The 25,861-nt window shown below is 70.3% G+C and carries 29 protein-coding genes; 11 read left to right on the plus strand and 18 right to left on the minus strand.

The annotated features are described in order from the left end of the window. Window positions 1-50: 50 nt before the first annotated feature. On the minus strand, window positions 51-2,225 hold the full coding sequence (locus tag HNQ52_RS03680; RefSeq protein ID WP_183959734.1) for an HzsA-related protein: 2,175 nt from the start codon (window positions 2,223-2,225) through the stop codon (window positions 51-53). A gap of 265 nt (window positions 2,226-2,490) precedes the next feature. On the opposite strand from HNQ52_RS03680, the gene HNQ52_RS03685 reads away from it, so the two are divergent. Next, window positions 2,491-4,080 carry a carboxylesterase/lipase family protein gene (locus HNQ52_RS03685; protein ID WP_183959735.1) on the plus strand — a complete coding sequence of 530 codons (1,590 nt, stop codon included), beginning with the start codon at window positions 2,491-2,493 and terminating at the stop codon, window positions 4,078-4,080. A gap of 193 nt (window positions 4,081-4,273) precedes the next feature. Here the strand turns inward: HNQ52_RS03685 and HNQ52_RS03690 are convergent, their stop codons facing one another. Continuing rightward, window positions 4,274-4,495, minus strand: a complete 222-nt coding sequence (locus HNQ52_RS03690; RefSeq protein WP_183959736.1) for a YbdD/YjiX family protein — start codon at window positions 4,493-4,495, stop codon at window positions 4,274-4,276. Further along, complete coding sequence (locus tag HNQ52_RS03695) at window positions 4,476-6,521, minus strand: carbon starvation CstA family protein (RefSeq protein ID WP_425486467.1); 2,046 nt, start codon at window positions 6,519-6,521, stop codon at window positions 4,476-4,478. Before HNQ52_RS03695 ends, HNQ52_RS03690 begins: the two co-directional genes overlap by 20 nt. A gap of 223 nt (window positions 6,522-6,744) precedes the next feature. Here HNQ52_RS03695 and HNQ52_RS03700 point away from each other — a divergent pair, with 223 nt between their 5' ends. The 5 genes from HNQ52_RS03700 to HNQ52_RS03720 all read left to right on the plus strand — a co-directional run bounded on the left by HNQ52_RS03700 (window position 6,745) and on the right by HNQ52_RS03720 (window position 10,003). Next, entirely contained in the window at window positions 6,745-7,350 is a 606-nt protein-coding gene (locus HNQ52_RS03700) for a GNAT family N-acetyltransferase (protein WP_183959738.1), read from the plus strand. A 2-nt stretch (window positions 7,351-7,352) separates the two neighbouring features. Further along, a complete protein-coding gene (gene minC / locus HNQ52_RS03705; protein WP_183959739.1) occupies window positions 7,353-8,129 on the plus strand; it encodes a septum site-determining protein MinC in 777 nt (258 codons plus the stop codon). Window positions 8,130-8,399: 270 nt separating this feature from the next. Continuing rightward, window positions 8,400-9,209, plus strand: coding sequence for a septum site-determining protein MinD (gene minD, locus HNQ52_RS03710; RefSeq protein ID WP_183959740.1), 810 nt, complete (start codon window positions 8,400-8,402; stop codon window positions 9,207-9,209). Window positions 9,210-9,213: 4 nt separating this feature from the next. Further along, window positions 9,214-9,483: a cell division topological specificity factor MinE gene (minE, locus tag HNQ52_RS03715; RefSeq protein WP_183959741.1), complete on the plus strand. Its 270-nt coding sequence runs from the start codon at window positions 9,214-9,216 to the stop codon at window positions 9,481-9,483. Between the two features lie 61 nt (window positions 9,484-9,544). Further along, the gene (locus tag HNQ52_RS03720) at window positions 9,545-10,003 is read left to right on the plus strand and encodes a hypothetical protein (RefSeq protein ID WP_425486468.1); all 459 of its coding nucleotides are present in this window, start codon (window positions 9,545-9,547) and stop codon (window positions 10,001-10,003) included. 9 nt (window positions 10,004-10,012) lie between these two features. Here HNQ52_RS03720 and HNQ52_RS03725 read toward each other — a convergent pair whose 3' ends face one another. Next, window positions 10,013-11,158 carry a DUF6607 family protein gene (locus HNQ52_RS03725; RefSeq protein WP_183959743.1) on the minus strand — a complete coding sequence of 382 codons (1,146 nt, stop codon included), beginning with the start codon at window positions 11,156-11,158 and terminating at the stop codon, window positions 10,013-10,015. A 311-nt stretch (window positions 11,159-11,469) separates the two neighbouring features. Here HNQ52_RS03725 and HNQ52_RS03730 point away from each other — a divergent pair, with 311 nt between their 5' ends. Continuing rightward, a complete protein-coding gene (locus HNQ52_RS03730; protein ID WP_183959744.1) occupies window positions 11,470-11,826 on the plus strand; it encodes a DMT family protein in 357 nt (118 codons plus the stop codon). A gap of 21 nt (window positions 11,827-11,847) precedes the next feature. Here HNQ52_RS03730 and HNQ52_RS03735 read toward each other — a convergent pair whose 3' ends face one another. Continuing rightward, complete coding sequence (locus HNQ52_RS03735) at window positions 11,848-12,153, minus strand: Mpo1-like protein (protein ID WP_183959745.1); 306 nt, start codon at window positions 12,151-12,153, stop codon at window positions 11,848-11,850. 231 nt (window positions 12,154-12,384) lie between these two features. Here HNQ52_RS03735 and HNQ52_RS03740 point away from each other — a divergent pair, with 231 nt between their 5' ends. Further along, entirely contained in the window at window positions 12,385-13,080 is a 696-nt protein-coding gene (locus HNQ52_RS03740) for an SDR family oxidoreductase (protein WP_183959746.1), read from the plus strand. 37 nt (window positions 13,081-13,117) lie between these two features. Here the strand turns inward: HNQ52_RS03740 and mazG are convergent, their stop codons facing one another. From mazG to gspG, 12 genes are all read right to left on the minus strand, one after another. Beyond that, entirely contained in the window at window positions 13,118-13,918 is an 801-nt protein-coding gene (gene mazG, locus HNQ52_RS03745) for a nucleoside triphosphate pyrophosphohydrolase (RefSeq protein ID WP_183959747.1), read from the minus strand. Beyond that, window positions 13,915-14,727, minus strand: coding sequence for a 3'(2'),5'-bisphosphate nucleotidase CysQ (cysQ, locus tag HNQ52_RS03750; protein WP_183959748.1), 813 nt, complete (start codon window positions 14,725-14,727; stop codon window positions 13,915-13,917). The genes mazG and cysQ overlap by 4 nt, the downstream gene beginning before the upstream one ends. Beyond that, window positions 14,724-15,287 (minus strand): ADP compounds hydrolase NudE, encoded by a 564-nt coding sequence (nudE, locus tag HNQ52_RS03755; protein WP_183959749.1) that lies wholly within the window; start codon window positions 15,285-15,287, stop codon window positions 14,724-14,726. Before nudE ends, cysQ begins: the two co-directional genes overlap by 4 nt. Continuing rightward, the gene (locus tag HNQ52_RS03760; RefSeq protein WP_183959750.1) at window positions 15,271-16,092 is read right to left on the minus strand and encodes an inositol monophosphatase family protein; all 822 of its coding nucleotides are present in this window, start codon (window positions 16,090-16,092) and stop codon (window positions 15,271-15,273) included. The genes nudE and HNQ52_RS03760 overlap by 17 nt, the downstream gene beginning before the upstream one ends. 103 nt (window positions 16,093-16,195) lie before the next feature. Continuing rightward, window positions 16,196-16,960, minus strand: coding sequence for a type II secretion system protein N (locus HNQ52_RS03765; RefSeq protein WP_183959751.1), 765 nt, complete (start codon window positions 16,958-16,960; stop codon window positions 16,196-16,198). Window positions 16,961-17,063: 103 nt separating this feature from the next. Next, complete coding sequence (gene gspM / locus HNQ52_RS03770; protein WP_183959752.1) at window positions 17,064-17,558, minus strand: type II secretion system protein GspM; 495 nt, start codon at window positions 17,556-17,558, stop codon at window positions 17,064-17,066. Further along, window positions 17,555-18,739 (minus strand): type II secretion system protein GspL, encoded by a 1,185-nt coding sequence (gspL, locus tag HNQ52_RS03775; RefSeq protein WP_183959753.1) that lies wholly within the window; start codon window positions 18,737-18,739, stop codon window positions 17,555-17,557. Before gspL ends, gspM begins: the two co-directional genes overlap by 4 nt. Before the next feature lie 60 nt (window positions 18,740-18,799). Continuing rightward, complete coding sequence (gene gspK, locus HNQ52_RS03780) at window positions 18,800-19,774, minus strand: type II secretion system minor pseudopilin GspK (RefSeq protein WP_183959754.1); 975 nt, start codon at window positions 19,772-19,774, stop codon at window positions 18,800-18,802. Further along, window positions 19,771-20,364, minus strand: coding sequence for a type II secretion system minor pseudopilin GspJ (gene gspJ / locus HNQ52_RS03785; RefSeq protein WP_183959755.1), 594 nt, complete (start codon window positions 20,362-20,364; stop codon window positions 19,771-19,773). Before gspJ ends, gspK begins: the two co-directional genes overlap by 4 nt. Then, window positions 20,361-21,041, minus strand: coding sequence for a type II secretion system minor pseudopilin GspI (gspI, locus tag HNQ52_RS17370; RefSeq protein WP_343059202.1), 681 nt, complete (start codon window positions 21,039-21,041; stop codon window positions 20,361-20,363). Before gspI ends, gspJ begins: the two co-directional genes overlap by 4 nt. After that, on the minus strand, window positions 21,031-21,549 hold the full coding sequence (gene gspH / locus HNQ52_RS03795; protein ID WP_183959757.1) for a type II secretion system minor pseudopilin GspH: 519 nt from the start codon (window positions 21,547-21,549) through the stop codon (window positions 21,031-21,033). Before gspH ends, gspI begins: the two co-directional genes overlap by 11 nt. Window positions 21,550-21,571: 22 nt before the next feature. After that, entirely contained in the window at window positions 21,572-22,018 is a 447-nt protein-coding gene (gene gspG, locus HNQ52_RS03800; protein WP_183959758.1) for a type II secretion system major pseudopilin GspG, read from the minus strand. A 45-nt stretch (window positions 22,019-22,063) separates the two neighbouring features. Here gspG and bioA point away from each other — a divergent pair, with 45 nt between their 5' ends. From bioA to HNQ52_RS03815, 3 genes are read left to right on the plus strand one after another with little or no spacing between them, the layout of a single operon-like run. After that, window positions 22,064-23,419: an adenosylmethionine--8-amino-7-oxononanoate transaminase gene (gene bioA / locus HNQ52_RS03805; protein ID WP_183959759.1), complete on the plus strand. Its 1,356-nt coding sequence runs from the start codon at window positions 22,064-22,066 to the stop codon at window positions 23,417-23,419. A gap of 6 nt (window positions 23,420-23,425) precedes the next feature. After that, on the plus strand, window positions 23,426-24,283 hold the full coding sequence (locus HNQ52_RS03810) for a DMT family transporter (protein ID WP_183959760.1): 858 nt from the start codon (window positions 23,426-23,428) through the stop codon (window positions 24,281-24,283). A gap of 26 nt (window positions 24,284-24,309) precedes the next feature. Further along, entirely contained in the window at window positions 24,310-25,041 is a 732-nt protein-coding gene (locus HNQ52_RS03815; RefSeq protein ID WP_183959761.1) for a 16S rRNA (uracil(1498)-N(3))-methyltransferase, read from the plus strand. Between the two features lie 328 nt (window positions 25,042-25,369). Here HNQ52_RS03815 and HNQ52_RS03820 read toward each other — a convergent pair whose 3' ends face one another. Further along, complete coding sequence (locus HNQ52_RS03820) at window positions 25,370-25,849, minus strand: chemotaxis protein CheW (protein WP_183959762.1); 480 nt, start codon at window positions 25,847-25,849, stop codon at window positions 25,370-25,372. Between the last annotated feature and the right edge of the window lie 12 nt (window positions 25,850-25,861).

Raw genomic sequence — 25,861 nt, forward strand, 5'->3', positions numbered from 1 at the left:
CGCACGCTGCGCGGCGGTGGCGGCAAGTTGCCGCGGACGACGCACGCGCACTATTCGAAATCGTCCTCGAACAGCCCCATCGACAGCACCAGCTTCCAGTGCCCGAGCAGTTCGGCAAACGCCTGCGGCGGATTGGTCGCCGCCGGCGCACCGGTCTGGCTCGCGGTGTTGACGCCGTGGCAGCCGTCGCAGGCGCGGATCTCGCCCGGCTGCACCGTCACCCAGTAGCGCTCGCGCACGATCGGTTCGCCGTCGGTGTTCAGCGTTTCCCAGGTCAACGCGCGTTGCGCGGGCACGAACAGCGCCACCGAGCCGTCCGGCGCGATCGCACGCATGCCCGCCGCCGATCCCGCTTGCGGCGGATTGGCGGCGGTGGCGGCCGGGTCGTGCAGGTAGCGCGCGATCGGCCGGCGTCCGGGACGCGGTTCGCTGGCGCCGAAGGTGATGCCGCGGATCTGGTCGGCCTGCAGGAACCGCATGCGGTCGATGTCGTGCACCTGCAGCGCATCCGGAGCGATGCTGGCCACGCCGCCCGGCACGCGCAGGTTGTACGGCTGCTGCTCGTCGGCGACGTCGCGACGCGTGGCGTCGCGCACCACGAGCACGCCGAGGCCGCGCTCGCGCAACCAAGCGCGGAACGCCGCCGGACTCACGCCCGCCGCGGCGAACACCTCCTGCTCCGGCGTCTTCAGCGCGATGCTCGACACCGGCGGCACCGGGCGCGCACGCACCTCCACCGGCGACAGTTCCCACAGCGGGCCGTCGTAGCCGATCAGCGCATCGGGCGACCACCACGTCACGCTGCGCGTGACCTGCGGATTGAGCATGGCGCCGGGCAGGTACGTGCCGTCCGCGTCGGCATCGGCGACGAATTTCAGGCGGAACCGGTAGCGCGGCATCGGATTCGCGGCGGTGCCGTCGTTTTCGTCTTCGCCGACATCGGGCGTGTGCACCGCGACGATGCGGCCGTCGCTCAGCACGATGGGGTTGCGGTAGCGGCCCGAATGATCCGGCGCGGCGCCGGTGCCGAAGGTGCTGCGCGGGGTCAGGTAGTCGACCGCGATGTCGTCGGCGTTGCGCGAGGGCGGCGCGACCATGCGGAACAGCTGACCGGACGCATGCGTGGCGAACTCGGGCGCGTCGATGGCAACGTAGCGGCCGGGCATGGTCGGGTCTTCGGCGATCTGCATCATGCTCTCGACCGCGTCGAACTCGCGCTCGACGTTGACCAGGTCCGGATCGTCGAGGAAGTTGCGCGGAAAATACCGGTGCAGCTCGTGCCGGCCGACGTGGTTCAGGGTTTCCTCTTCGGTGCCGTCCTGATGCACGGTCCACGGAAAGAAGAAGTTGAAGCGGTGCCCGGACACGCCCGACCCCGGCACTTCCAGACGCGGCTCGGGGAACACTTCGGGGGCGCGCGGGATGTGCGCCGCGCCGTCGGCCTCGGACGCGAAATCGAAGGTGCCGTAGGTGGGCGTTTCGCCGTTGGCTTCCGATTCGGCGTCGGCTTCGGCCTGCTGGTCGGTCTGCAGATGGTCCCAGCGGGTGTAGAGCACGCGGCCGAAACTGTCGACCAGCGGATCGAACGACCCCGACGGCGAGTGCTGCAGCAGCTGCAGCGCGCCGGTGGTTGCGTTCAGCGCCCACAGGCCGGTGACCGTGGCGGTGGATTCGTATTCGTCGTGCTGCGGGTACAGATGGCGCTCGCCCGAGCGCGGGCGGTCCGATGCGAACAGGATGCGGCCGTCGGACAGATAGGTGGGGTTGACGTTGTTGTAGTCCGCCGGCTGGTTCGCCACCTTGGTGACGACGGCGGTCGCGCCCTGCGCGAGGCCCGTCACCTCGTACATCTGCCAGTAGTACGGATTCACCTCGTACTGCGCGGCGCCGCCGCCGACCACCATCGAGAAGATCGCCCGCGTCCCGGAGAAATGCACGTCCGGATCGCGCACCGCGATCGCGCCGGCACCCTGCAGCGAACCGGCCACGCCGAAGCCGGCCTCGCGCGTGAGGTTGCGCGTGCTGCCGTCGGGATAGCGCAGCATCAGGTCGCCGCCGCGCGGCGCCTCCATCGGGCCGGCGAAGTGGCTGCCGAAGGTCGAGAAGGCATTGCCGAAGTCGTCGGCGGTGGGCACCTGGGTGACGTAGAGGATGGGATTGGGCAACGCCTGCGCGGACGCGCAGGCATGGGCCACCACGAGCAGCAATCCGATGACACAACGCATGAGAGTCCCCCGACGCGATGGTGCGACGGCGCAAATCGCCATCTCCGGCCACAACGGACGACGGCGCGCGGCGGGGCCATGCTGCGCTCGCCGGCGACGGTTTGCACGTGCCTGGCGCGTGTGTCCCGCTTCGCGATGGCCTCGACCGCCCGCCGTATCCAGGCGGCCATGCTGCGGCGCTGCACGCCGATTTGGCTCATGCCGCGATTTTCCCGAATGTTACCGGTGACAGGAGATAAACTTCGCCAAACACCGGAGATCATGCATGGGTCTTTCGCGCCGGACATGGATCGCGGGAACTGCCGCCGGAGCGCTGCTGCTCGGGACGGCGCGGCGCGCGGCTGCCGATCGCACGGTGTCCACGCCGATCGCCACCGTCACCGGCGGCCGCGTCCGCGGTATCCGCGACGGCGATCTCTTCGTGTTCCGCGGCATCCGCTACGGCGCGGACACGGCAGCCACCCGTTTCGCCCCGCCCGGTCCGCCGCGCCCGTGGGAGGGCGTCCGCGACGCCACCGCGTTCGGCAACAGCGCGCCGCAGCGCGGTGCCGACGCCCCCGGCAGCGAAGACTGCCTGTTCCTCAACGTGACCACGCCCGCGCTGCGCGACGGTGCGCGCCGGCCGGTGCTGGTCTACCTCCACGGCGGCGGCTACAGCACCGGCGCCGGCAGCGATCCGCTGTACGACGGCAGTGCGCTGTGCCGGCGGGGCGACGTGGTCGTCGTCACGCTCAACCACCGGCTCAACGTGTTCGGGTATCTCGCGCTCGACGGATTCGGCGACGGACGCTTCGCAGGGTCGGGCAACGTCGGGCAGCTCGACCTGATCGCCGCGTTGCGTTGGGTGCGGCGGCACGCGGACGAGTTCGGCGGCGATGCCGGCAACGTCACCGTGTTCGGCCAGTCGGGCGGTGGCGCGAAGATCGCGACGCTGATGGCGATGCCGGCGGCGGCCGGCCTGTTCCATCGCGCGATGACGATGAGCGGGCAGCAGGTCACCGCGGCCGGCCCGCGCGCGGCGCGGCAGCGTGCGGCGATGCTGCTCGATGCGCTGAAGATCGCGCCGGCGCAGGTCGACCGGTTGCGCGAGGTGCCGATGGAGCGGGTGCTGGAGGCCAGCGCGATCCGCGATCCGTCGCGCATCGAGGACACCGGCCTGTACTTCGGCCCGGTGCTCGATGGCGTGTCGTTGCACCGGCATCCGTTTTATCCGGACGCGCCGGCGCAGTCGCGCGGCATTCCGATGCTGATCGGCAACACGCGCGACGAAACGCGTGCGTTTCTCGGCAGCGACCCGGAAAATTTCTCGCTGACGTGGGACACGCTGCCGGCGAAACTCGTCGCGCAGCAGTACGTCGACCTGCCGGCGGACATGGTGATCGCCGAATACCGCCGGCTGTACCCGCGGTACACGCCGAGCGACGTGTTTTTCGCCGCGACCACGGCCGGGCGCTCGTGGCGCGGCGCGATCGAGGAGGCGGAAGCGCGCGCGCGACAGGGTGCGCCGGCGTGGGTGTACCAGCTCGACTGGCCGTCACCGGCCGACGACGGCCGGCTGCGCGCGTTCCACACGCTGGACATTCCGCTGGTGTTCGGCACGCTCGATGCGCCCGGTTCGCGCACGGGCACAGGCGCGGACGCCCGGGCTGTCGCCCGACGCATGGGCGATGCGTTGCTTGCGTTCGCGCGCACCGGCGACCCGAACCACGCCGGCCTGCCGGCGTGGGCGTCCTACTCGCTGCAGCGGCGCGAGACGATGGTGTTCGACGCGCGATCGCGCGCGGTCGACGATCCGCGGCGCGGAGAGAGGCTGCTCTATGCGCGTGCGCCGTTCGTGCAGCGCGGCACGTTCTGACGTCGCGCCCTTGCTTCCTTCTCCCTCCGGGAGAAGGTGCCGAAGGCGGATGAGGGACGGGCGTTGCGGTGTGTCATGGTGCTCGGCGGAACGAACACATCCGCATCAATGCAGGCTTCGTCCAACGTGGATGCCCGTCCCTCATCCGCCCTGCCGGGCACCTTCTCCCGACGGGAGAAGGAAGAAGCGGCTTTCAGCAACAACGCGACCCGGTTCCGCCGAAGCGCGCGCGCTGGCGCTCGTCGAAGAATTCCGCATAGCTCGGCACCGGCAGGTCCGGATGCACGCGGCGCAGATGCGCCACGTACGTCTCGTAGTCCGGCACGCCCACCGCCAGGCGTGCGCAGGAGCGAAGAAAACGCCATGCGCGCCCGAACCGCGCCGCGACGTCGACGCTATGCAGGGAACGCAACATACGGCGTCTCCTGCGAAATCGGTACTGACGAGCGGCGCGCGCGCAGGATCTCGCGGATGCCGAACCCCACCGTGGACAGCAGCACCACGATGAACAGCACGCACAGGCCGGCATTGAGATAGTTGTTGAACGCCACGCGACCCATTTCCTCGATGGTCTTGGCCGGGGCGAGCACCTGGCCCGAGGCCGCCGCATCCGCGAAACGTCGCGCGTTGGCGAGGAAGCCGACCTTCGGGTCGGCGTCGAACAGCTTGAGCCAGCCTGCCGACAGGGTGCAGATCAGCAGCCATGCGGTCGGCAGGATCGTCACCCACGCGTACTGCCCGCGCTTCATCTTGAACAGCACCACGGTGCAGTACGTCAGCGCGATGCCGGCCAGCATCTGGTTGGCGATGCCGAACAGCGGCCACAGCGTGTTGATGCCGCCGAGCGGATCGACCACGCCCTGGTAGAGGAAGTAGCCCCACATCGCCACCGCCAGCGCGGTCGCGATGATGTTGGCGCCCCACGACTCGGTCTGCTTCAGCGGCGCGTACACCATGCCGCCGAGCTCCTGGATCATGAAACGCGCAACGCGCGTGCCGGCATCGACCGCGGTCAGGATGAAGAGCGCTTCGAACAGGATCGCGTAGTGGTACCAGAACGCCATCATGCCGTCGCCGGAGATCACCGAGTGGAGGATCTGCGCCATGCCCACCGCAAGCGTCGGCGCGCCGCCGGTGCGCGAGAGGATCGACGCCTCGCCGACGTCCTTCGCGGTCTGCGCGAGGATGTCGGGGGTCACCACGAAACCCCATTCGCTGATCACGCGCGCGGCGTTGACCACATCGGTACCGATCAGCGCCGCCGGCGAATTCAGTGCGAAGTACACGCCCGGTTCGAGCACGCAGGCCGCGACCAGCGCCATGATCGCGACGAAGGCCTCCATCAGCATGCCGCCGTAGCCGATCATGCGCACCTGGGTCTCGTTGTCGAGCAGCTTGGGCGTGGTGCCGGACGAGATCAGCGCGTGGAAGCCGGAGACCGCGCCGCAGGCGATCGTGATGAACAGGAACGGAAACAGGCTGCCCGACCACACCGGCCCGCTGCCGTCGATGAACTTCGTCAGCGCCGGCATCTGCAGGTCCGGCATCGCGAACAGGATCGCCACCGCGAGCAGCACCACCGTGCCGATCTTGAGGAACGTGGACAGATAGTCGCGCGGCGCCAGCAGCAGCCACACCGGCAGCACCGCGGCGATGAAGCCGTAGACGATCAGCATCCACGCGAGCGCCGTGCCGGAGAAGTGGAACATCGGTGCCCACTCGGGATGTGCTGCCACTTTTCCGCCGAGCCAGATCGCGAGCATCAGCAGCACCAGGCCGATGACCGAGACCTCGCCGATCCTGCCCGGCCGCCAGTAGCGCAGATAGAAGCCCATCAGGATCGCGATCGGGATGGTCAGCGCGACGGTGAACGTGCCCCACGGACTTTCCGCGAGCGCCTTTACCACCACCAGCGACAGCACCGCCAGGATGATGATCATGATCAGCAGGATGCCCACCATGGCGAATCCGCCGGCGGCATTGCCCATTTCCGCGCGGATCATGTCGCCGAGCGAGCGGCCGTTGCGGCGCGAGGACAGGAACAGCACCAGCATGTCCTGCACCGCGCCGGCAAACACCACGCCGAACAGGATCCACAGCGTGCCGGGCAGGTAACCCATCTGTGCGGCCAGCACCGGACCCACGAGCGGGCCCGCGCCGGCGATGGCGGCGAAATGGTGCCCGAACAGCACGTATTTGTCGGTCGGAACGAAATCCAGGCCGTCGTTGCGCAGGTGCGCGGGCGTCGCGCGTGTCGGATCGACCTGCAGCACCGTCTTCGCGATGTACAGGCTGTAGAAGCGGTACGCGATCATGAACACCGACACCGACGCGGCCACCAGCCACAGCGCGTTGATCGTCTCGCCGCGGTCCAGCGCCACCACCGCCAGGCAGCACGCCCCGCCCACGGCCAGCACCAGCCAGCCCAGTTTCGCCAGCATCCCGTTCATCGTGTCCGCCCTCGCACCGTGTCGGTGGCAAGCGTCCTGCCGCGCGCCGCGCGGGTCAAGCGTGCCGCACGCCCCACCTTGGTCGGGTTGCGGCGCCGCGGCGACTGTGCGCGGGCCGCGCGCGATTCACGCCGGCACGGCCGGCCATGCGATAATCCCGGTCCACGACGGCGCCGGCCCGCACCGGCCGCGCGCCCCACATCCGGAGACAGGAATGTCGATCGTCATCCGCGACGTGCGCGAGCACGAGCTGGATTCCGTCCTTGCGTTGAACAATGCCGCCGGTGTCACGATCCTGCCGCTGGACCATTCGCAACTGCGCTTCTTCTACGACCATGCCGCGTACTTCCGCGTGGCCGAGGTGGACGGCACGCTGGCCGGGTTCCTGATCGCGCTCGACCAGGATTCGCCGTACGAGAGCAGCAACTATCTGTGGTTCCGCAGCCACTACCCTGCGTTCGTCTACATCGACCGCGTGGTGATCGCCAGCGCGCAGCGCGGCGCCGGCGTGGGCCGGGTGTTCTACGCCGACGTCACGAGCTTTGCCGAAACCCACGCGCCGCTGCTTACCTGCGAGGTGTTCCTCGAACCGCGCAACGACGTCGCCGTGCTGTTCCACGGCACCTACGGCTTCCAGGAAGTGGGCCAGCAGGTGATGATCGAGACCGGCCTGCGCGTCTCGCTGCTGGCCAAGGAACTGGCGAGCTATCCGTGGGTGCGCAGCACCTACCTCGACAAGCCCGATGGCCGCCTGCCGGACCTGCCGTGGCTGGCCACCCGCAAGCGCAAGCCGGCCGTGCGGCTGGCGACGGGGACCTGAGCGTGGCGGCGGCACCGGGCGGCTTCGAGCAGGCCGGCGAGCTCAAGATCGGCCAGGTCGGCATCGCCAACCTGCGCGTGCGCGAGCTGGACATCGACAAACTCGAACGCGAGATGCGCGAGCGCGTCGAACGCGCGCCGAAGCTGTTCGAACGCGCCGCGGTGGTGGTCGATTTCGGGCACCTGAGCAGCACTCCGGACGCAGGCGCCGCGCAGTCGCTGATCGACGCGCTGCGCCGCGCCGGCGTGTTGCCGGTGGCGCTGGCGTACGGTACCTCGGCGATCGAGGCGCTGGCGCGGCAGATCGGCTTGCCGCTGCTGGCCAAATTCCGCGCCCAGTACGAGCCGATGGGCGAACGCGTCGACACCCCGGCGGCGAACGCGCCGCAGGCACGCAACACCCCGCCGCCGCCCGCGGCGGAACCGCCGCCGACGACGGTCGCCAGGGCCGCCGCCGGCATGATCCACACCACCCCGGTGCGCTCCGGCCAGCAGGTCTACGCGCAGCAGCGCGACCTCACCGTCTGCGCCACCGTCGGCGCCGGTGCGGAAGTCATCGCGGACGGCTCGGTGCACGTCTACGGCGCGCTGCGCGGACGCGCGCTCGCCGGCGCGCAGGGCAACGAAGGTGCACGCATCTTCTGCCGCGAGTTCCATGCCGAACTGGTCTCGATCGCCGGGCACTACAAGGTGATCGAGGAAGTGCCGAAGGAACTGCGCGGCAAGCCGGTGCAGGTGTGGCTGGACGACGGGAAGCTGCGGATGGAGGAGCTGGCGTGATGCTTCCAATGCGCGTACGCGCCGCTCCGAGCACCCCCTTCCGCCTGCCGGCACCTTCCCCCGCTGCGCGGGAGAAGGATTTCTTCGCTGTGCCTTCGGACGAAAACGAACCATCTGCTTTGCCTGCGGCGCTACCGCAGATCACCGCCACCCATGCCTTTCCCTTCTCCCGCTCAGCGGGGGAAGGTGCCCGGAGGGCGGAAGGGGGCGCTCTCCTCGCCGCAACCGGCACCACACTCATCCCCCTACCCGCTTCCGGAGATCGCACCCTTGACTGAAATCATCGTCGTCACCTCGGGCAAGGGCGGCGTCGGCAAGACGACCACCAGCGCCAGCCTCGCGTGCGGACTTGCGCGCCACGGCAAGAAAACCGCGGTCATCGACTTCGACGTCGGCCTGCGCAACCTCGACCTCATCATGGGCTGCGAGCGCCGCGTAGTGTACGACTTCGTCAACGTGATCCAGGGCGAGTGCACGCTCAAGCAGGCCCTGATCAAGGACAAACGCTTCGAGAACCTCTACGTGCTGGCCGCCTCGCAGACGCGCGACAAGGATGCGCTGAGCAAGGAAGGTGTCGAGAAGGTGCTGAAGGAGCTGGCCGACGACGGCTTCGATTTCGTCGTCTGCGATTCGCCCGCCGGCATCGAGAAAGGCGCCTTCCTCGCGATGTATTTCGCAGACCACGCCGTGGTGGTGGTGAATCCGGAAGTGTCGTCGGTGCGCGATTCGGACCGCATCCTGGGCCTGCTGTCGTCCAAGACGCAGAAGGCCGAACGCGGCGAGAAGGTGCACGACAGCCTGCTGCTCACGCGCTACAACCCAGCGCGCGTGGAAAACGGCGAGATGCTGTCGATCAAGGACGTGGAGGAAATCCTCGGGCTGAAGGTGCTCGGCGTGATTCCCGAATCGCCCGACGTGCTCAACGCGTCCAACAAGGGCGAGCCGGTGATCCTGGACATGGACACCGACGCCGGCCAGGCCTACGACGACGCCGTGCAGCGCCTGCTCGGCAACGAGCGTCCGCTGCGCTTCACGCAAGCCGAGAAGAAGGGCTTCTTCTCCAAACTGTTCGGAGGCTGAGGCCATGGCCCTGTTCGACTTCCTGCGCGCCAAGAAGAACACCGCCAACATCGCGAAGGAGCGCCTGCGCATCATCGTCGCGCAGGAGCGCAGCTCGCGCGGCGGCCCGGACTATCTGCCGATGCTGCGGCGCGAACTGCTGGAAGTGATCAGGAAATACGTCAGCGTCGACATCGATGCGGTGAAGGTGGACCTGGCCAAGGACGGCGACCACGACGTGCTCGACATCTCCGTCTCGCTGCCGGACAAACCCGGCGCCGCCGCGACGGGCTGAACGCGTGCGCGACGCGGGCGCGGCGCCGCCCGTCGACGGTGCGCCGCGGGACGAGGACGCGGTGCTCCGCGTTCGGGACGTACCCGGCGACGCGCTCGCCGCGCTGCTGCGGCGTTACGACCTGAGCCTGCAGCGCGTGCCCGACGGCGAGGCGATCCCCGGCAGCTTCTGGGGCGAGCCCGAGGCCGGCGTCATCGCCCACACCGTGTACGCGCGCGGCGATACCCCGGTGCATTCGCTGCTGCACGAGGCTGGCCATCTCATCGTGCTGCCGCCCGACCGGCGGGCGCGGGTGCACACCGACGCCACCGACTCGGTGGCCGAGGAAGACGCCACCTGCTACCTGCAGATCGCGCTCGCCGACCTGCTGCCCGGCGTCGGCAGCGCGCGCCTGATGGCCGACATGGACGCCTGGGGTTACAGCTTTCGCCTCGGCTCCGCGCGCGCCTGGTTCGAGCACGATGCCGACGACGCTCGCGCCTGGCTGACCGCGCGCGACCTGCTGCCGCTGCGGCGCTGACGCCGCGCCTCAGCGCTGCACGTAGGTCCGGCGCAGCACCGACTGCACCATCATCTGGTCCTCGATCGGCCGGGCCCTGATCGTGCCGTCGGCGATCTTCTGCGCGTGCTCGAAGAACGGCACGAACAGCTGCCCCTGGTCGACCGGCGCCTTCAGCGTCACGCTGCGCTTGTTGACGAGCTTGGCCCAGCCGAGCCGCACCTGCTCCCAGAACGGTTCGGTGCGCTCGAAATACGTGCGCCCGGCGCTGAAATCGAAGTCCTTGATGCGCTCGTAGCGCGCCAGCCCGTACTCGCGCGCAAGGTACGGCAGGACGTCGCGCGGGGTGCGGTCCTCGTCGAGCACGAGCTTGAGATTGTTTTCTTCCTGCACCCAGCCGCTGGCGGTGATGGTGTGGCGGTTGGTGCCGAGCAGGGCGTGGTAATCCTTGCGCACGCTGAACTCGCGGCGCGGCAGCGGGCGCAGCGTCTGCCCGCCGATCCAGGTCGAGACACCGTTCTCGTGCTGCCAGCGCCCCACGCTCGAGTACCGCGGCGAATCGTCCACCTGGTACACCGTCTGCGACCACGCGCCGGCGCGATCGGCCGCGTCCAAGCTCGTCGTTTCCCAGCGCAGCCGGCCCCGGTACGCGAGGATCGATTCGGGCTCGAAGCGCCACTCCTGCCGCCAGTGGCGCATCACCATCGGCTCGCCGGGCGTGCCGTCCTCGCCCTGCACGCGCATCACGAGGATATGCTGCAGCGCGATCACATCGCGCTCGTCGCGGCTCACGAGCACCACCTCGGTGCCCCAGCTCTGGTACGGCGCATCGGGCTTGAGCGCCGGGTCGAAGCGCAGCACTTCGAGGAAATCGAAACTCACGCGGTACTCGCCGGCCATCGCGAGGATGGCGTCGCGATCGTGCTGGAACGGAGTGCGTTCCGGATCCTGCAGCCGCGTCCAGTCCTCCGACGGCGCCGGGTCCAGCGTGACGGCGGTGCCGCGCGTGCTCGCGCCGCGCGGCTTGAGCGCCGCCTCGCCCAGCGGCCAGGCAAAGGTGAACTGGCTTGCCGGTGCGGCCGCGGACGGCGCCGGCTCGTACGCGGACGCGGGGTCGGCGAACGCCAGCGGGGCGGCGGCCAGCAGCAGGACAGGCAGGGTGGGAATGCGCAGCATCGGACGCTCCTGGGTGGTCGTGGCCCTTCTCGGCCAGCGACTTGCGCCGCAAGTGTAATTGATTCTCATCTTTCCGTGATCGATACGCGGCGCGGCGGCGGCGCCGTCCGGGCCCGGCGGGTCGGGTGCTGCGGACCCGACCCGCCAGGTGGCCCTCCGTGGCCGCGATCCTTGCCAGCGATCGCCGAAGCGGCCGGGCCTCGTCTGCTGCAAGACGCCTCCCGACATCAAGGCATACGCCGGCGCGGCGCGGGCAGCTCATCCGCGCGTCGCGCGGTTAGCATTCGGCATCGCCCCCGCAGGTCCGCTCCATGCCCGTCACGCCGACGCTGTCCACCTATGTCATGCCGATCGTGCTGCTGCTGTTCTCGAACATCTTCATGACGTTCGCCTGGTACGGTCACCTGAAATTCAAGGCGACGCCGATCCTGCTGGTGATCGCGGTGAGCTGGCTGATCGCGCTGCCCGAGTACATCCTGCAGGTGCCGGCCAACCGCTTCGGCAGCGCGGTCTATTCGGCCGTGCAGCTCAAGACCATCCAGGAGGTCATCACGCTGAGCGTGTTCGTCGGCTTCTCGGTGTGGTACCTGGGCGAGCCGATCAAGTGGAACCATCTGGCCGGCTTCGCACTGATCGTGGTGGCGGCGTGGCTCATCTTCCTCGAATGACCGCGCGGCGCCGGACCGCGCTCAGAAGCGGATGCGGCCGACGAGCATGTCGCGGTACATCACCCAGTCGCCGGCGAACGAATAGAACGGGTATTTGAACGTGGCCGGCTTGTTGTGCTCGAAGAAGAAGTGCCCCACCCACGCGAACGCGTAGCCCGACAGCAGCGCGCCGAGCAGCCACCAGGCGTTGAGCGTCACGATGGCGAGCACCAGGAACACGATCACGACCGTGGTACCGACAAAATGCAGGCGCCGGCACGTGCGATCGGAATGTTCGGCAAGATAGAACGGATAGAACTCGCGGAAACTTGCGAAACGGCTGGACATGGCGGGCTCCTTTGCGCTGCATGGTGCCTGCGGTGCGGAGGGGATTCAATGCACGGACGCAGCACCCGGCGCCCCGTCCGGCCGATCCCGCCCGCACCCTGCCCTTCGAACGCGGCGCCTGATTTTCCTATCCTGCGACGCGCGGTCCGTGCACCAATCCCCGCGTTGCGCGCGGCCGCCACGTCGCCGCCCCCGCAACCTCGCGCATCCCACCGAGAAGGACACCGACCCATGAAGATCCAAGGCAGCACTGCCCTCGTCACCGGCGCCAACCGCGGCATCGGCGCCGCGCTCGTGCGCGCGCTGCAGCAGGCGGGCGCACGGACGATCTACGCCGCCGCACGCACGCCGGACGCCGCAGGCGGCGACGGCGTGGTTCCGCTGCGACTGGACGTCACCCGGCAGGACACCATCGACGCCGCCGCAGCGCAGGCGCGCGACGTCACCCTGGTCATCAACAACGCCGGCATCCTGCTGCCGTCCGCCGCGCTGGGCCCGGACGCGGAACGCGCCTTCCTCGACCAGGCCGAGGTCAACGTGCTCGGCCCGGTGCGCGTCACGCGCGCGTTCGCACCGCTGCTCGCGGCGAACGGCGGCGGTGCGGTGGTCAACATCCATTCGGCACTGAGCTGGATCACGATGGGGGCCACGGCCGCCTACAGCGCGAGCAAGGCGGCGGCGTGGGCGTTCACCAACGGCATGCGGCAGGAGCTGCGCGCGCAGGGCACGCAGGTGCTCGGCGTGCATTTCGGCTATGTCGACACCGACATGACGCACGGCGTGTCGGCGCCGAAATCGTCGCCGGAGGACATCGCGGCGCAGATTCTCGCCGCGGTGGAGCGCGGCGATGCGGAGTTGCTGGCGGACGATGTGTCGCGGCAGCTGCGCAGGAGTTTCGGATCGGAGACGCCGGCCTATCTGGCCTGAGGCGCGCGGCGATGCGGTGCCGCAACGTATCGCATCGCTAGCGCGGCTCCTCGCGCTTTGCCGCTTCCCACAGCGCATCCTGCGCGGCGAGATCGAGCGTCGCCAGCGCGCCGCCCGCCTCCGCCGCCAGCGCCTCCATGCGACGGAAGCGGCGCTCGAACTTCGCGTTCGCGCGCCGCAGCGCCGCGCCCACGTCCACTTTCGCGTGCCGCGCGAGGTTGACGCAGACGAACAGCACATCGCCGATTTCGTCTTCGAGCCGGTCCTGCGAGAACGCGTCCGAGCCGCGCAGCGCAAGCTCGGCACGGACTTCGTCGAGTTCCTCGTGCAGCTTCGCGAACACCGGATCCACATCCGGCCAGTCGAATCCGACACGCGCCGCGCGCTTCTGCAGTTTCAGCGCGCGCTGCCACTCCGGCAGGCCGCGGCCGATGCCGGCGAGCGCGCTCGTGTCCGGATCGGCGGCACGCTCGGACTGCTTGATCCGTTCCCAGTCCGCGAGCTGCGCCTCCGCACTCCCGGCCTTCGCCACCGTGCCGAACACGTGCGGATGGCGGCGGATCATCTTGGCGTTGATCGATGCCACCACGTCGTCGAATCCGAAGGCACCCTGCTCCTGTGCCAGCTGCGCGTGGAACACCACCTGCAGCAACAGATCGCCGAGTTCGTCCTGCAGGGCCGCCAAGTCGCCGCGCTCGATCGCGTCGGCCACTTCGTAGGCTTCCTCGATGGTGTACGGCGCGATCGTGGAGAACTCCTGTTCGAGGTCCCACGGACAGCCGCCGACGGGGTCGCGCAGGCGCGCCATGATCGCGAGCAGCTCGTCGATGCGGCTCATCGCGCTGCGGCCAGATCGACGGTCCAGTCCTGCCACGGCAGATCGGGATCGCCGAGTGCGATGAAGTCCGGATTGAGCAGCGATTCGCCGCGGTTGTAGCGGAACGGTGCGCCGTCCAGGCCCAGCACGCAGCCGCCGGCCGCGTCGAGCACGCACTGGCCGGCGGCGGTGTCCCATTCCGATGTCGGCCCGAAGCGCGGATAGACGTCGGCCCGGCCTTCGGCGATGCGGCAGAACTTGAGCGAGGAGCCGAGCCCGAGGCGCTCGTGGTCGCCGATGCGTTCGAGCACGCGGCGGGTGCGCTCGTCCAGGTGCGAGCGGCTCGCGGCGACACGCAGCGGCACGGGCGACGGTCGCGCCGTGGCGATGGGCACCTCCTCGCCGCCGCTGCGCATCCACGCGCCGACGCCGCGCTCGGCCGACACCAGGTAATCGAGCGCGGGCGCATGCACCACGCCCAGCACCGGCACGCCGCGATCGATCAGCGCGATGTTGACGGTGAATTCGCCGTTCTTCTTGATGAATTCGCGCGTGCCGTCGAGCGGGTCGACGAGCCACCAGCGCGTCCAGTGCCGGCGCACCGACCACGGGATGTCCGCCGCCTCCTCCGACAGCACCGGAATCTGCGGGGTGAGGAGCCCGAGTCCGGTGCTGATGATGTGGTGGGCGGCGAAATCCGCGGCCGTCACCGGCGAATTGTCGGACTTGGTCTGGACCGAGAAATCCTGCGCGTAGACCCGCATGATCGCGGCCCCGGCCTCGTGCGAGAGTTCGACGCAACGCGCGCGCCACGCCGCGAGATCGCTCATTCGACCGCGCCGCGCGCACGCAGCGCCAGGTACTCGCGCACGATGAACATCGCGGCGAGCGAGCGGCCTTCGGAGCAGTCCTCGCGCAGCATCAGCTCGTGCAACGCGTCCAGCCGCCACGGCACCACCTCGAGTTCTTCCGGTTCGTCGCCGGGCAGCCGCTCGGGGTACAGATCCTCGGCGAGCACGAGCCAGGTCTGGTGGCCCATGTACGACGGCGCCAGCGTCATCGCGCGCAGCACGGTGAGCCTGCGCGCGCCGAAGCCGGCCTCCTCCTTCAGTTCGCGCTCGGCGGCTTCTTCGACGCGTTCGCCGGCGTCGATGCGGCCCTTGACCAGGCCCAGCTCATAGCGGTGCGGGCCGCAGGCGTACTCGCTCACCAGCAGCAGGGTTTCCGGATCGCGCATTGCCGCCACGATCACCGCGCCGCGGCCGCGCGGCTGCATGCGCTCGTAGGTGCGCTTCACGCCGTTGGAAAATTCGAGGTCCAGCCGTTCGACGTGGAAGCGGCCGCCGAAATCCAGTTCGTGGCGGGCGAGGATCTCAGGCAGCTTGGACATCGTTCCATCCGTGAAAACGTGGCGACACCGCGCCGTGCAGCGCCGGCACGGCGGCCAGCACGCTGCGCGTGTCCAGGGTGAGTTCGGCGCCGTCGAGATCGGTGAACGTGCCGCCGGCCTCGCGCACGATCACGGCGAGCGCGGCGATGTCGAGGATGTTGACGTCCGATTCGATCACCACGTCGACGCTGCCGGCGGCGAGCAGGTGGTAGTGGAGGAAGTCGCCGTAGCCGCGTCCGCGGTTGGCCTCGCACAGCAGCGCGCCGAGCGCCGGCCAGCGCGAGCCGCGCGCGAGCGATTTGAGGTTGCCGGTGGACACCACGGCCCGGGCGATGTCGTTCGTGTCGGCCACGTGCACGCGCGTGCCGTCGATGAAGGCGCCGCCGCCGCGTCGCGCCCACGCCGTTTCGCCGTATTCGCTGGCGCCGGAGACGCCGAGCACGAGCTCGCCGCGCACCATCAGCGCGATCTGCGTGGAGAAGATCGGATTGCGCCGCACGAAACTCTTGGTGCCGTCGAGCGGATCGACCAGCCAGAGGATGTCGCCCTCGCCGTCGCGGCCCTGTTCCTCGCCGTGGATCGCGTGTTGCGGAAAGGCACGGCGCAGCACCGTGCGGATCGCGGTTTCGGCTTCGATGTCGGCCTGCGTCACGGGCGTGGCGTCGGGCTTGAGCATCGCTTCGACGCCGTCGCGGTAGTAACCCGAGATGATGCGGGCGGCGGCAGCCGCAGCCTCGCGCGCAACGGCGAGGGCGTCGTCGAGGAAGCTGTCGGTGCACTCGATTGCCGCTGACGCCTGGGTCATTGCGTGGCCTTCGAGCGATCCGTCATCCGCGCGCGGGCAACGTCGCCGGGTCCCGGCGTTCGCCGGGACGACGGCGGCGAGCAACGCGGCGGCGGCGATGTCGTCACATCAGGTCCAGGATGCGGCCGCGGATCTCCAGGCGCGAGCTGCCGTCCGGCTGCGGCTTGCCGATGTACTGCAGCGCTTCGAGCACCTGCGGATTGTTGTCGCGCGCGCGCAGCTGGATGTCGGCCTCGTAACCGGCGAGCGAGGCGCTGTAGCTGCCCTGCGCCTGCAGCGGGCCGCCGCTGTCGCTGACGGTGCCCTCGAAACCGCCGGCGGGCTTGCTCGCGAATTCGCTGACGATGTCGCCGAACTGCGCCTCGGCCGAGCCTGCGACCGCGGCGTTTTTCCACACCGCGCGGCCGTCGAGCGCCAGCGGCACGCCGCCGCGCACTTCGGCCGAGTTGAGCGTCACCTGCACCTCGCCGCGGAACACGAGCGCGGGGATGTCGAGCAGCGGTTCGATCTTGCGCGCCGACATGGTCACGTCGAGGTTGCGGATACGCACAACGCGGTCGCGCGTGATGCTGACCGCGGCGCGCCCCACGTACGGACCGCCGCTGAGATCGAGATCCGCATCGGCGCGGGCCGACAGCAGGCCGAGCGGGCTCAGCGTCCAGCGCAACGCGCCGAGATTCTCGCCGCGCAGAAGGGTCCGGTTGGCCTGGCCGCTCCACAGCGTGCCGCTGACCTCGTCGAGCTTGAGCGGGCCGAGCCGGTCGCCGAAGCGGTCGATCGCGAACTGCGCCGGAATGAAGGCGAGCACGAGCGCGGCGAGGATGGCCAGGACGAGCAGCAGCAGGATCAGGTTGCGGAGCAGGCGCATGGACGGGGTCTCGGGGGCGGGAACGTGGGCGGGTGCGGCGGCGGTGCGGTCGCGCAGTCGCGATTCTAGCGTGCGGCCCGCGCAGGCGGCTCGGCGTGCCGGCTCAGCGGGCCGATTCCTCCAGGCTCAGCAGCGCGTCGACGCGGCCGACGCCGGCCGCGCGCTGCGCGCGCAGTTCGCCCACGCGCGTGCCGTGCCGGCTCGACAGCGACTCGAGCCAGCGCATCAGCGCGTCGAAACCCACATCCTCGAAATGCACGCGCACCTGCCCCTGCGCCACCGGTTCCACGCGCAGCAGCGCGCCGCCGAGGCCGGCCTCGCGCGCGCTCGCGTCGGCGCGCGCGAGCAGCGAGCGCGTATCGCGCGCCGCGCCGTCCTGCGCGGGCGCCTGCGCCGCGATCTGCGGCGCCACCGCACGCATCCACGCAAGGTCCGCGTTGGCGGTGGCCACGCGCGCACGCCAGGCATCGCGCGAATCGCGCAGCGGCTCCCAGGCGCCGAAATACAGCGCCATCAGCACCAGCACCACTGCGCCGCGCGCGAGCATCGTGCGTTCGCGCGGCGCGCGTCCCTGCCAGAATCGCCGCAGCGGGTTCATGCGCCGCTCCGGCGCACGCGCAGCTTGCCCTCGACGCCACCGCTGCCGGGCACGGCCGAGGTGACTTCGGCCATCACCGAGGGGATCGCGGCGAGCGACTCGCGCAACGCGTCCAGGCGCGCGACGTCGCTGGTGCGGATGGTCAGTTCGATGGTGTCGGCGCGGTAATCGAGCGTGTCGATGCTGTACGCACCGCTGCCGGCCAGCACCGGCGCGATGCTCGCGAGCAGCGCGAGACCGCCGCTGCCGTCGCCGGCACCGCGCTGGCGCGCGTATTCGCCGGCAAGCTGCGCCTTGGCATCGACGATGCGCGTCACGCCCGGCATCGCCTGGCGCAGCAGCGCTTCCATTTCCGCGCGTTGCGCCTGATGCCGGGCCTGCAGCTGCCAGCGCTCGATGCCGGCCTGCGCGAACGCGGCCAGCACGCCGACGGCCGCGAGGCCTGCGGCCCAGCGCCAGACGCGACGCGCATCGTCGCCCTGGCGGCGGGCGGCGTAATCGCCCTGCAGCAGGTCGGGCCCGGAGGCCTCGGCCAGTCGCGCCGCAAGCCAGCGCAGCGGCTCCGCGCAAGGTTCGTGCGCTACGGTCCAGCCGTCCGGCAACGCCGCGGCCGCCGAGGCATCGCCGATCCAGCGCAGCGTGCCCGGCACATGACCGCCCGCCTGCAGCAGCGCGAGCCAGTCGGGCAGCTCCGCCACGCTGCCGGCGAAGGCACCGCTTTCGGCGTAACGCACGATCGCCCGCGTGCCCTCGACCCACACCGTCGGCGTGCCTGCCGCGAACGGCAGCAGCACGCTCTCGGGCAAGGCGCGGTCGGGCGCGATTCCGGCCTCGCGCAGCGTCGCGAGCCATGCGTCTAGGCACGGGCGCGCGATCACCGCGAGCGCCACCGAGTCGCCGTCGTTGCGCTCGGACAGGGCCACGTGCTGCTGTTCGACCGGTGCCGCGAGCTGGTCCTCGATCGCGTACGGAATCGCCTGTTCCAGCTGACGGCGCTGCTTCGCCACGCGCGGGGCCTGCAGCAGCAGCACGTCCTGCGCCGGCAGCAGCACCACCGTGTCGTCGGCGCGCTCGGCCGGCAAGCCGGGCTGCGGCCCCGCGAGCACGCGTCCGTCACGCCCCAGCGAAAGCCATTCGGCGCTCCGGTCGGGCAGCAGGCGGATCAGGTGGCGTGCGGGCATGCGTGGGCTCGTGCGTTGAACGCCGATTCTAACGCGGGAGCGCGCGGACGCGGCGCGCGCTCAGTAGCGCCCGCGCCAGCGCGCGGTGACGTAGGTGCCGTTCGGCGTGCGGCGCAGCAGCGCCGAGTACAGGAACGGAATGCCGTCCGATTCGATCTGCGCTTCGAGCACGAACCAGTGGCTGGCGACGCCGAAATCGCTGTCGGGCAGCGCGCCGAAGCCTTCCGCCGGGCGATTGAGCAGGGTCGCGGCCTCGCTGCGGATGTCGGCGAGGCTGGCGAAACGCGCATTGCCTTCGCGCCACAGCTGCGCCGCGATGCCCGGCGTGATGGCGGGTTCGACGCTCATCCACAGCTCGGGCGTCGCGGTGTTGAGATTGACCGGCGTCGATGTCAGCGGCGGGGCCGGCAGCGGCACGGCGCACACCTGCGGCGCCAGCACGGCATAGACCTCGGCCGTCACCCCCGGCAGCAGGCGCAGCTCCGACACGTGCGTGAACGGGCGGTTGGCGGCGCGGTACGGCGGGCGTTGCGCGAGCAGGCGCATGTCCTCGGCGCCGCGGCTGCCGGGCTGGGCGTCGGCGTCGATGTAGTCCAGCGCCTGCTCGGCGATGGCCTCGTCGAGCTTCAGCGCCAGCAGCAGACGGCGGAAGCGGGCCATCCACGCCGCGTTTTCCGCACCGTCGCTGTAGAGATTGTTGAGGTTGAAACAACCGGCGAGCTCGTGCAGCCGGCCGGTGATGCGCACCCCGGGCAGATCGATCGGCGGCAGCTCCTGCGCCCAGGCGTCGTCGTTGCCGTCGACGCCATCCTGCTCCAGATCGCGCCGCAGTGCCGCGGCGGCCCAGCCTTCGAGGCCGTGCATGAGCTGCCAGCCCTGCTCGGCGCGCAGCGCGTTGCGGCTGCGCGCCTGCGCCGCTTCGCTGCGGTCGAGCATGGCCGCGATCAGCACCGTGGCGAGCGCCACCACGAGCACCGCCGCGAGCAACGCGACGCCGCGCTGCGCGTCGCCGCGGCGTACGCGCCGCGCGTTCACGGCGCGCCCTGCGGCAGTTCGAGCAGGCGGCGGATCTCGCCGATGCCCGTGCCGACGATGCGCACCTCGACCGCGCGCGGCATCGCGTCCGCGCCATCGCGCGGCGGCGGCCACTGGCGCAGTTCGCGGCCGTCGGCGCCGCAGTAGCGCAGCTCGAAGCGGTCGATGCCGTCGAGCAGGTCGGTGGCGTCCGGCTGCGAACCCGGGGCACGATCGAGCACCAGATAACGCAGGCGTTGCAACGTGCCGTCGCTCGCAAGCCGGTAGCCGACGCGTTCGAGCTCGGCCCGCGTGAGCCCGAGCGCATTCGCCGCGCCGAAACGCGTGAGTTCGAATCCGCTCGCCTGCCCGTCGAGCGCGGGCCGGTCGCCGCCCTGGTTGTCGCGCACCGGCCGCTCGGCGATGCTGCGCACGTCGCGCTCGATGAGGCCGACGGCAAACTGCAGCCGCCCGAGGCGCGCATTGGCGGCATCGATCTGCGCCCGCGCCGAGACCACCGTCGTCAGGCCGCCGTAGGCCAGGCCGCACGCGACCGCGAAGATCGCGACGGCCACTAGCATTTCGACCAGCGTGAAGCCGCGCTGCGTCATGGCTGCGCCGCGAAGCCGGTGAGTGCGGCCACCACGCCCTCGGCGTCGCGCTCGGCCTCGGCGTGCGTCACGCGCACATCGAGACGGCGGATGGTGGGTTCGTCGGTGCCGGCGACGACGAGCTCCCAGTGCCAACGCTGCTCACCCATCGTCACCTCGCCGTTGCTGCGGCCGGTGGCCGGATACGGGCTGCGCAGACGGGTTTCGGCGATGACGTTGGCGGCCACCCATTGTGCGAGCGTGCTGTCGCGCAGCTGCGCGCCGGCCTGCGCGTGCAGCGTGACGAGGCGGATCAGCGCGACGAGACTCAGCGAAAGCACCAGCAGCGCAATGAGGACTTCGAGGAGGGTGAAGCCTGGCGATCTGCCGGCGGGCGGCACACAGATGTGCGGCCGGAGAGCACCCCCTTCTGCCTGGCGGCATCTTCCCCCGCTGCGCGGGAGAAGAAGGGCTTCAGTCGATGCTCCGTTCGAACGGGACCGTTGTCGCATCGCGCGGGCGAGGAATGCGCGCACGCGCGCCACGAGGCGCGGCGCCCCGCGTTGCCGCAACCCTCCTATTGGATTCTTCTCCCGCACAGCGGGGGAAGATGCCGGCAGGCAGAAGGGGGCCAACGAAGACGAAGACGCAGCCGCACCGTCCCGCACCACCATGCCGCCGACCGCATCACCGCACATCGTCACCCTCGCGCAGCTCCAGCGTCCCGTCCAGCCGACCTTCCAGACGCCACGGCTGCGGTGCGTCGGCACGGGCAATCTGCAGCACGAACGGCGTCAGCTCGCCGGTCGAAAAGCACGCGAAGGGCGGCTCGGCGGGCGGCTCGGCATCGAGCGTCACCGGTTCGCCGTCGCGTTCGGCACGCAGCGCGATGCCGGCACCGAGCGCGCGCGGGCGCAGTTCGTCGTTGCGGCCGTTGTCGATCGGCTCCCAGCGATCGCGTTCGAAATAGCCGAAGCGCAGGCCGTCGAGCACCGGCGAGAAGCCGATGTCGCGCCCGCCGATCACGGCCCGTTCGCACGCCAGCGACACCAGCGCCTGCGCGCGGCGCGCGGCGTTTTCCACCTCACGCGCGCCGCTGCCGCGCAGCGACAGGGTCACCGCAGCGGTCACCACGCCGACGATGGCGATGACCACCAGCAGTTCGATCAATGTGAAGCCGCGCGACACCGCGCGCGTCGCGTTCATCCTGCAGGCCTGCGCGCCGCGCTCATCCGCCCCAGTTGCCGATGTCGGCGCTGTCGCCGTCGCCGCCCGGCTGGCCGTCCGCGCCGAGGCTGTAGATGTCGATCTCGCCGCGCTGGCCCGGGCTCAGGTAGAGATAGTCGTTGCCCCAGGGGTCCTTCTGCAGCGACTTGACGTAGCCGCCCGCGCGCCAGTTCGGCGCCTCGGGCGTACCGGCGGGCTTCTGCACCAGCGCCTTCAGGCCCTGCTCGGTGCTCGGGTAGACGAAATTGTCGAGCCGGTACAGGTTCAGGGCGGTCTCGAAGCCCTGGATGTCGACTTTGGCGCGCGCCACGCGGGCTTCGCCAGGACGATCCATGATGCGCGGCGCGATGATCGCGGCCAGGATGCCGAGGATCACGACCACGACCAGCACCTCGATCAGGGTGAAACCGGCAGCGGCATGGACAGGACGGTGGCGAGTGACGATCATTTTGTCGATAGTCCGGAGCGATAGCGCGCAGATGTTAGCAAACCCATGAACCCGGCCACGTCCTGGCGCGAGCGCGACCTCGCGGTGCTGTGGCACCCCTGCACCCAGATGCGCGAACACCCCGGAACGTTGCCGCTGGTGCCGATCCGGCGCGGGCGCGGCGTGTGGCTGGAGGATTTCGACGGCAAGCGCTATCTCGATGCGGTGTCGAGCTGGTGGACCAACCTGTTCGGCCATGCGGAGCCACGCATCGCCGCGGCGGTCGCGGCGCAGGCGCGCGAGCTCGAGCACGTGATGCTGGCGGGCTTCGGCCACGAACCGGCCATCCGCCTGGCCGAGGAGTTGCTGCGCGTCGCGCCGCCCGGTCTTGCAAAGGTGTTCTTCGCCGACAACGGCTCGGCCGCGATCGAAGTGGCGCTGAAGATGAGCTTCCACGCGTGGCAGAACGTCGGCCAGACCCGACGCACGCGTTTCGTCACGCTGACCAACAGCTACCACGGCGAAACGCTCGGTGCGCTGTCGCTCGGCGACATTCCGCTGTATCGGCGCGTCTATGCGCCGCTGTTGCTCGAACCGCTGTTCGCGCCGTCGCCCGACGCATGGAACGCGCTGCCGGGCGAAGACGCGGAGGCCTGCGCGCTGCGTTGCGCCGACGCGCTGGATGCGCTGCTGGCCGAGCACGCGGACAGCGTCTGCGCGCTGATCCTCGAACCGCTGGTGCAGTGCGCCGGCGGCATGCGCATGTTCCATCCCGTCTACCTGCGCCGCGCACGCGAACTGTGCGACGCGCACGGCGTGCACCTGATCGCCGACGAGATCGCGGTGGGCTTCGGGCGCACCGGCACACTGTTCGCGTGCGAGCAGGCCGGCATCGCGCCGGATTTCCTGTGCCTGTCCAAAGGCCTCACCGGCGGCTTCATGCCGCTCTCGGCGGTGCTGACCACGCAGGAGGTGTACGACGCCTTCCTCGACGACAGCCGCGAGCGCGCCTTCCTGCATTCGCACAGCTACACCGGCAATCCGCTCGCGTGCGCGGCAGCGCTGGCGTCGCTGGCCATTTTCGACAGCGACGATGTGCTGGCGCACAACCGCGCCACCGCCGCGACGCTGGCGCGCCACGCCGCTGCGATCGCGCAGCATCCGAACGTGGCCCAGGTGCGGCAGACCGGCATGATCCTCGCGTTCGAACTGGTCGCCGACCGCGCCACCCGCACGCCGCTCGACACGGCCCGCCGCGCCGGCCTGCGCGCCTACCGGCATGCGCTCGAACGCGGCGTGGTGCTGCGTCCGCTCGGCGACGTGTTGTACTGGATGCCGCCGTACTGCATCGACGAGGAAGATGTCGCCTTCCTCGCCGACGTCACCGCGACCGCGATCGCGCATGCCGTCGGCGGCGACTGACGCGGCGTGCGCGCGCTGCCGCTGCTGGGCCTTGCGTTCGTGCTGGTGTGGTGCACCGGCTATCTCGCGGGGAAGATCGTCGTCGCGCAGGCCGCGGCCGCAACCGCGCTGGTGTGGCGCTTCGGTGGTGCGGCGGCGCTGTTCGCGCTGCTCGCGTGGCTCGGCGGCGCGCGCTGGGGCACGTGGACCGACGCGCGGCGCAGTGCATCCGTCGGCGTGCTGATGCTGGCATTGCAGTTCGGCGGGGTCTATCTGGGGCTGCAGCTTGGCGCCACGGCGGGCGTTGCCGCACTCGTCATCGGCGCGATGCCGCTGCTGGTGTCGCTGATCGCCGTGCTGAGCGGAATGGAACGTCTGCGTGCGTTGCAGTGGGTCGGGTTGCTGCTCGGATTCGTCGGCGTGCTGCTGGTGGTGGCCGACCGCGTCGACGGCGCGACACCGTGGCCGGCGTGGCTGGCACTGCTGACAGGCCTTGTCGGCATCAGCGCGGGCACGCTCTACCAGAAGCGGCAGGCACCGAACGTCGATCTGCGCGCCGGCCTCGCGCTGCAGAACGCGGCCGCGACGCTCGTGCTGCTGCCGTTCGCGCTGCTGCTGGAGGATTTCCGGTTTGCACCGACTTCGGCGTTTTTCGGCGCGACGGCGTGGCTGATCCTGGTGAATTCGCTCGGCGGCTTCGCGCTGCTGTTCGTGCTGATCCGGCGCGATGCGGCGACCTCGGTCGCCGCGCTGTTCTTCCTCGTGCCGCCGGTCACCGCCGTGCTCGGGCACCTTGTGCTCGGCGAGCATCTGACGGCGCTGAAGCTGACCGGCTTCGCCTGCGCCGCGTGCGGCGTGTGGCTCGCAACGCGGCGCCTTGCCTGAGCGCCACGCGCTGCTAGCATCCACGCATGCGCCTGACCCGCAACCACGTCGATGCACCGCTCGCCGTCGGCGCCACCGTGGCGCTGGACGACGCCGTCACCGCACACCTGGTGCGCGTGCTGCGGCTGGGCCTGGGCGACGCGCTGGTGCTGTTCAACGGCGACGGTTTCGACTACGAGGCGCGGCTGGTGTCGGTTGCGAAACGCGGCGCACAGGCGGAAGTCATGTCGCGGCGCGAGGTGCGCAACGAATCGCCGCTGCGCGTGGTGCTGGCGCAGGCCATCGCGCGCGGCGACAGGATGGATTGGGTGCTGCAGAAGGCGACCGAGCTCGGCGTGGCGGCGATCGTCCCGATCGTGACCGAACGCACCGAAGTGAAGCTCGATGCGGACCGTGGCGACAAGCGCATGCAGCACTGGCGCGGCGTGGTGGCGGCGGCGTGCGAGCAGTGCGGACGGACGCGCGTGCCGGAGCTGCACGCGCCAGTGGCGCTGGCGGCGTGGCTGGCGGATCCGCCGCGACCGGCATTGGTGCTGTGTCTCGATCCGCAGGCGGAGCGGTCGTTGCGCGACGTGGCGATCGAAGCGGGCTGCGCGCTGGTGATCGGACCGGAGGGCGGGTTCGGCGAGCGCGATCTGCACGCGCTGCGGGCGGCGGGTGCGGTCGGAGTGCGGCTCGGACCGCGGGTGCTGCGCACCGAAACGGCGGGGTTGGCGGCGCTGGCGGCGTTGCAGATGCTGGGCGGGGATTTCGGGTAGCGGTGGAACGTGCTCGCGCGGCTGGTCGACCTCGTCAGCCCGCGGGGCACGCCCTCATCCGCCTGTCGGCACCTTCTCCCGCGGGGAGAAGGGTGGCAACACGCGGCACTGCCGCGATTTCGTGGCGCCCGGTCGGCGCAGCGCGCGGCCAGGACCCAACCCTCGCGACCCGACCCTTCTCCATGCGGGAGCGATGGTCTATCCAGTCCTTCTCCCTGCGGGAGAAGGGTGAGGCGGCTGCCGCCGGCCGAACGCAGGCGGATGAGGCCGCCGCCCCACATGCGAGACGCGATCTGCGTGCGTACGGCGCGCTCGATACCGCGTTTTCTCAGGCCGCCTGCGCCGACACCGCCAGCGCGTCCACCACCATCTGCTCGATCGCCGCAAGATCCGGGATCACGGCCTCGTCGTCGCGCAGCAGCACCGGCTGCAGCACGCCGGGCGGCAGCTCGCCGCCGTCGCCGGCGGCCATGAGCTGGTCGGCCGGCACGGTGACCAGGCGCGGGAAGCCCTGCGTCAGCATCGCGAAATACGGCTGCCGCGGATTTCCGCCGAGCGCCTTGAGCACCACCACCTTGGCGCCCAGTTCGCTTTCGCCGCGCGCAAGTCCGGCCATCTTCGCGAACGAGATCAGCGGCAGGCGCCAGCCGCGCCAGCGGATGCGGCCGTAGAGCCAGTCCGGTGCGTTCGGCACCGGTTCCGGCAGCGAGTAGGTGATCACCTCGGCCACGCTGGCGTTCGGCAGCAGCAGGCGTGCGCCGGTCACGCCGATGAGCACGCCGCGGATGTCGTTCTGTTTGCCGTCCATCGTCCCGTTCCT

It is taken from the genome of Chiayiivirga flava (assembly GCF_014202825.1).
GTDB lineage: Bacteria > Pseudomonadota > Gammaproteobacteria > Xanthomonadales > Xanthomonadaceae > Chiayiivirga > Chiayiivirga flava.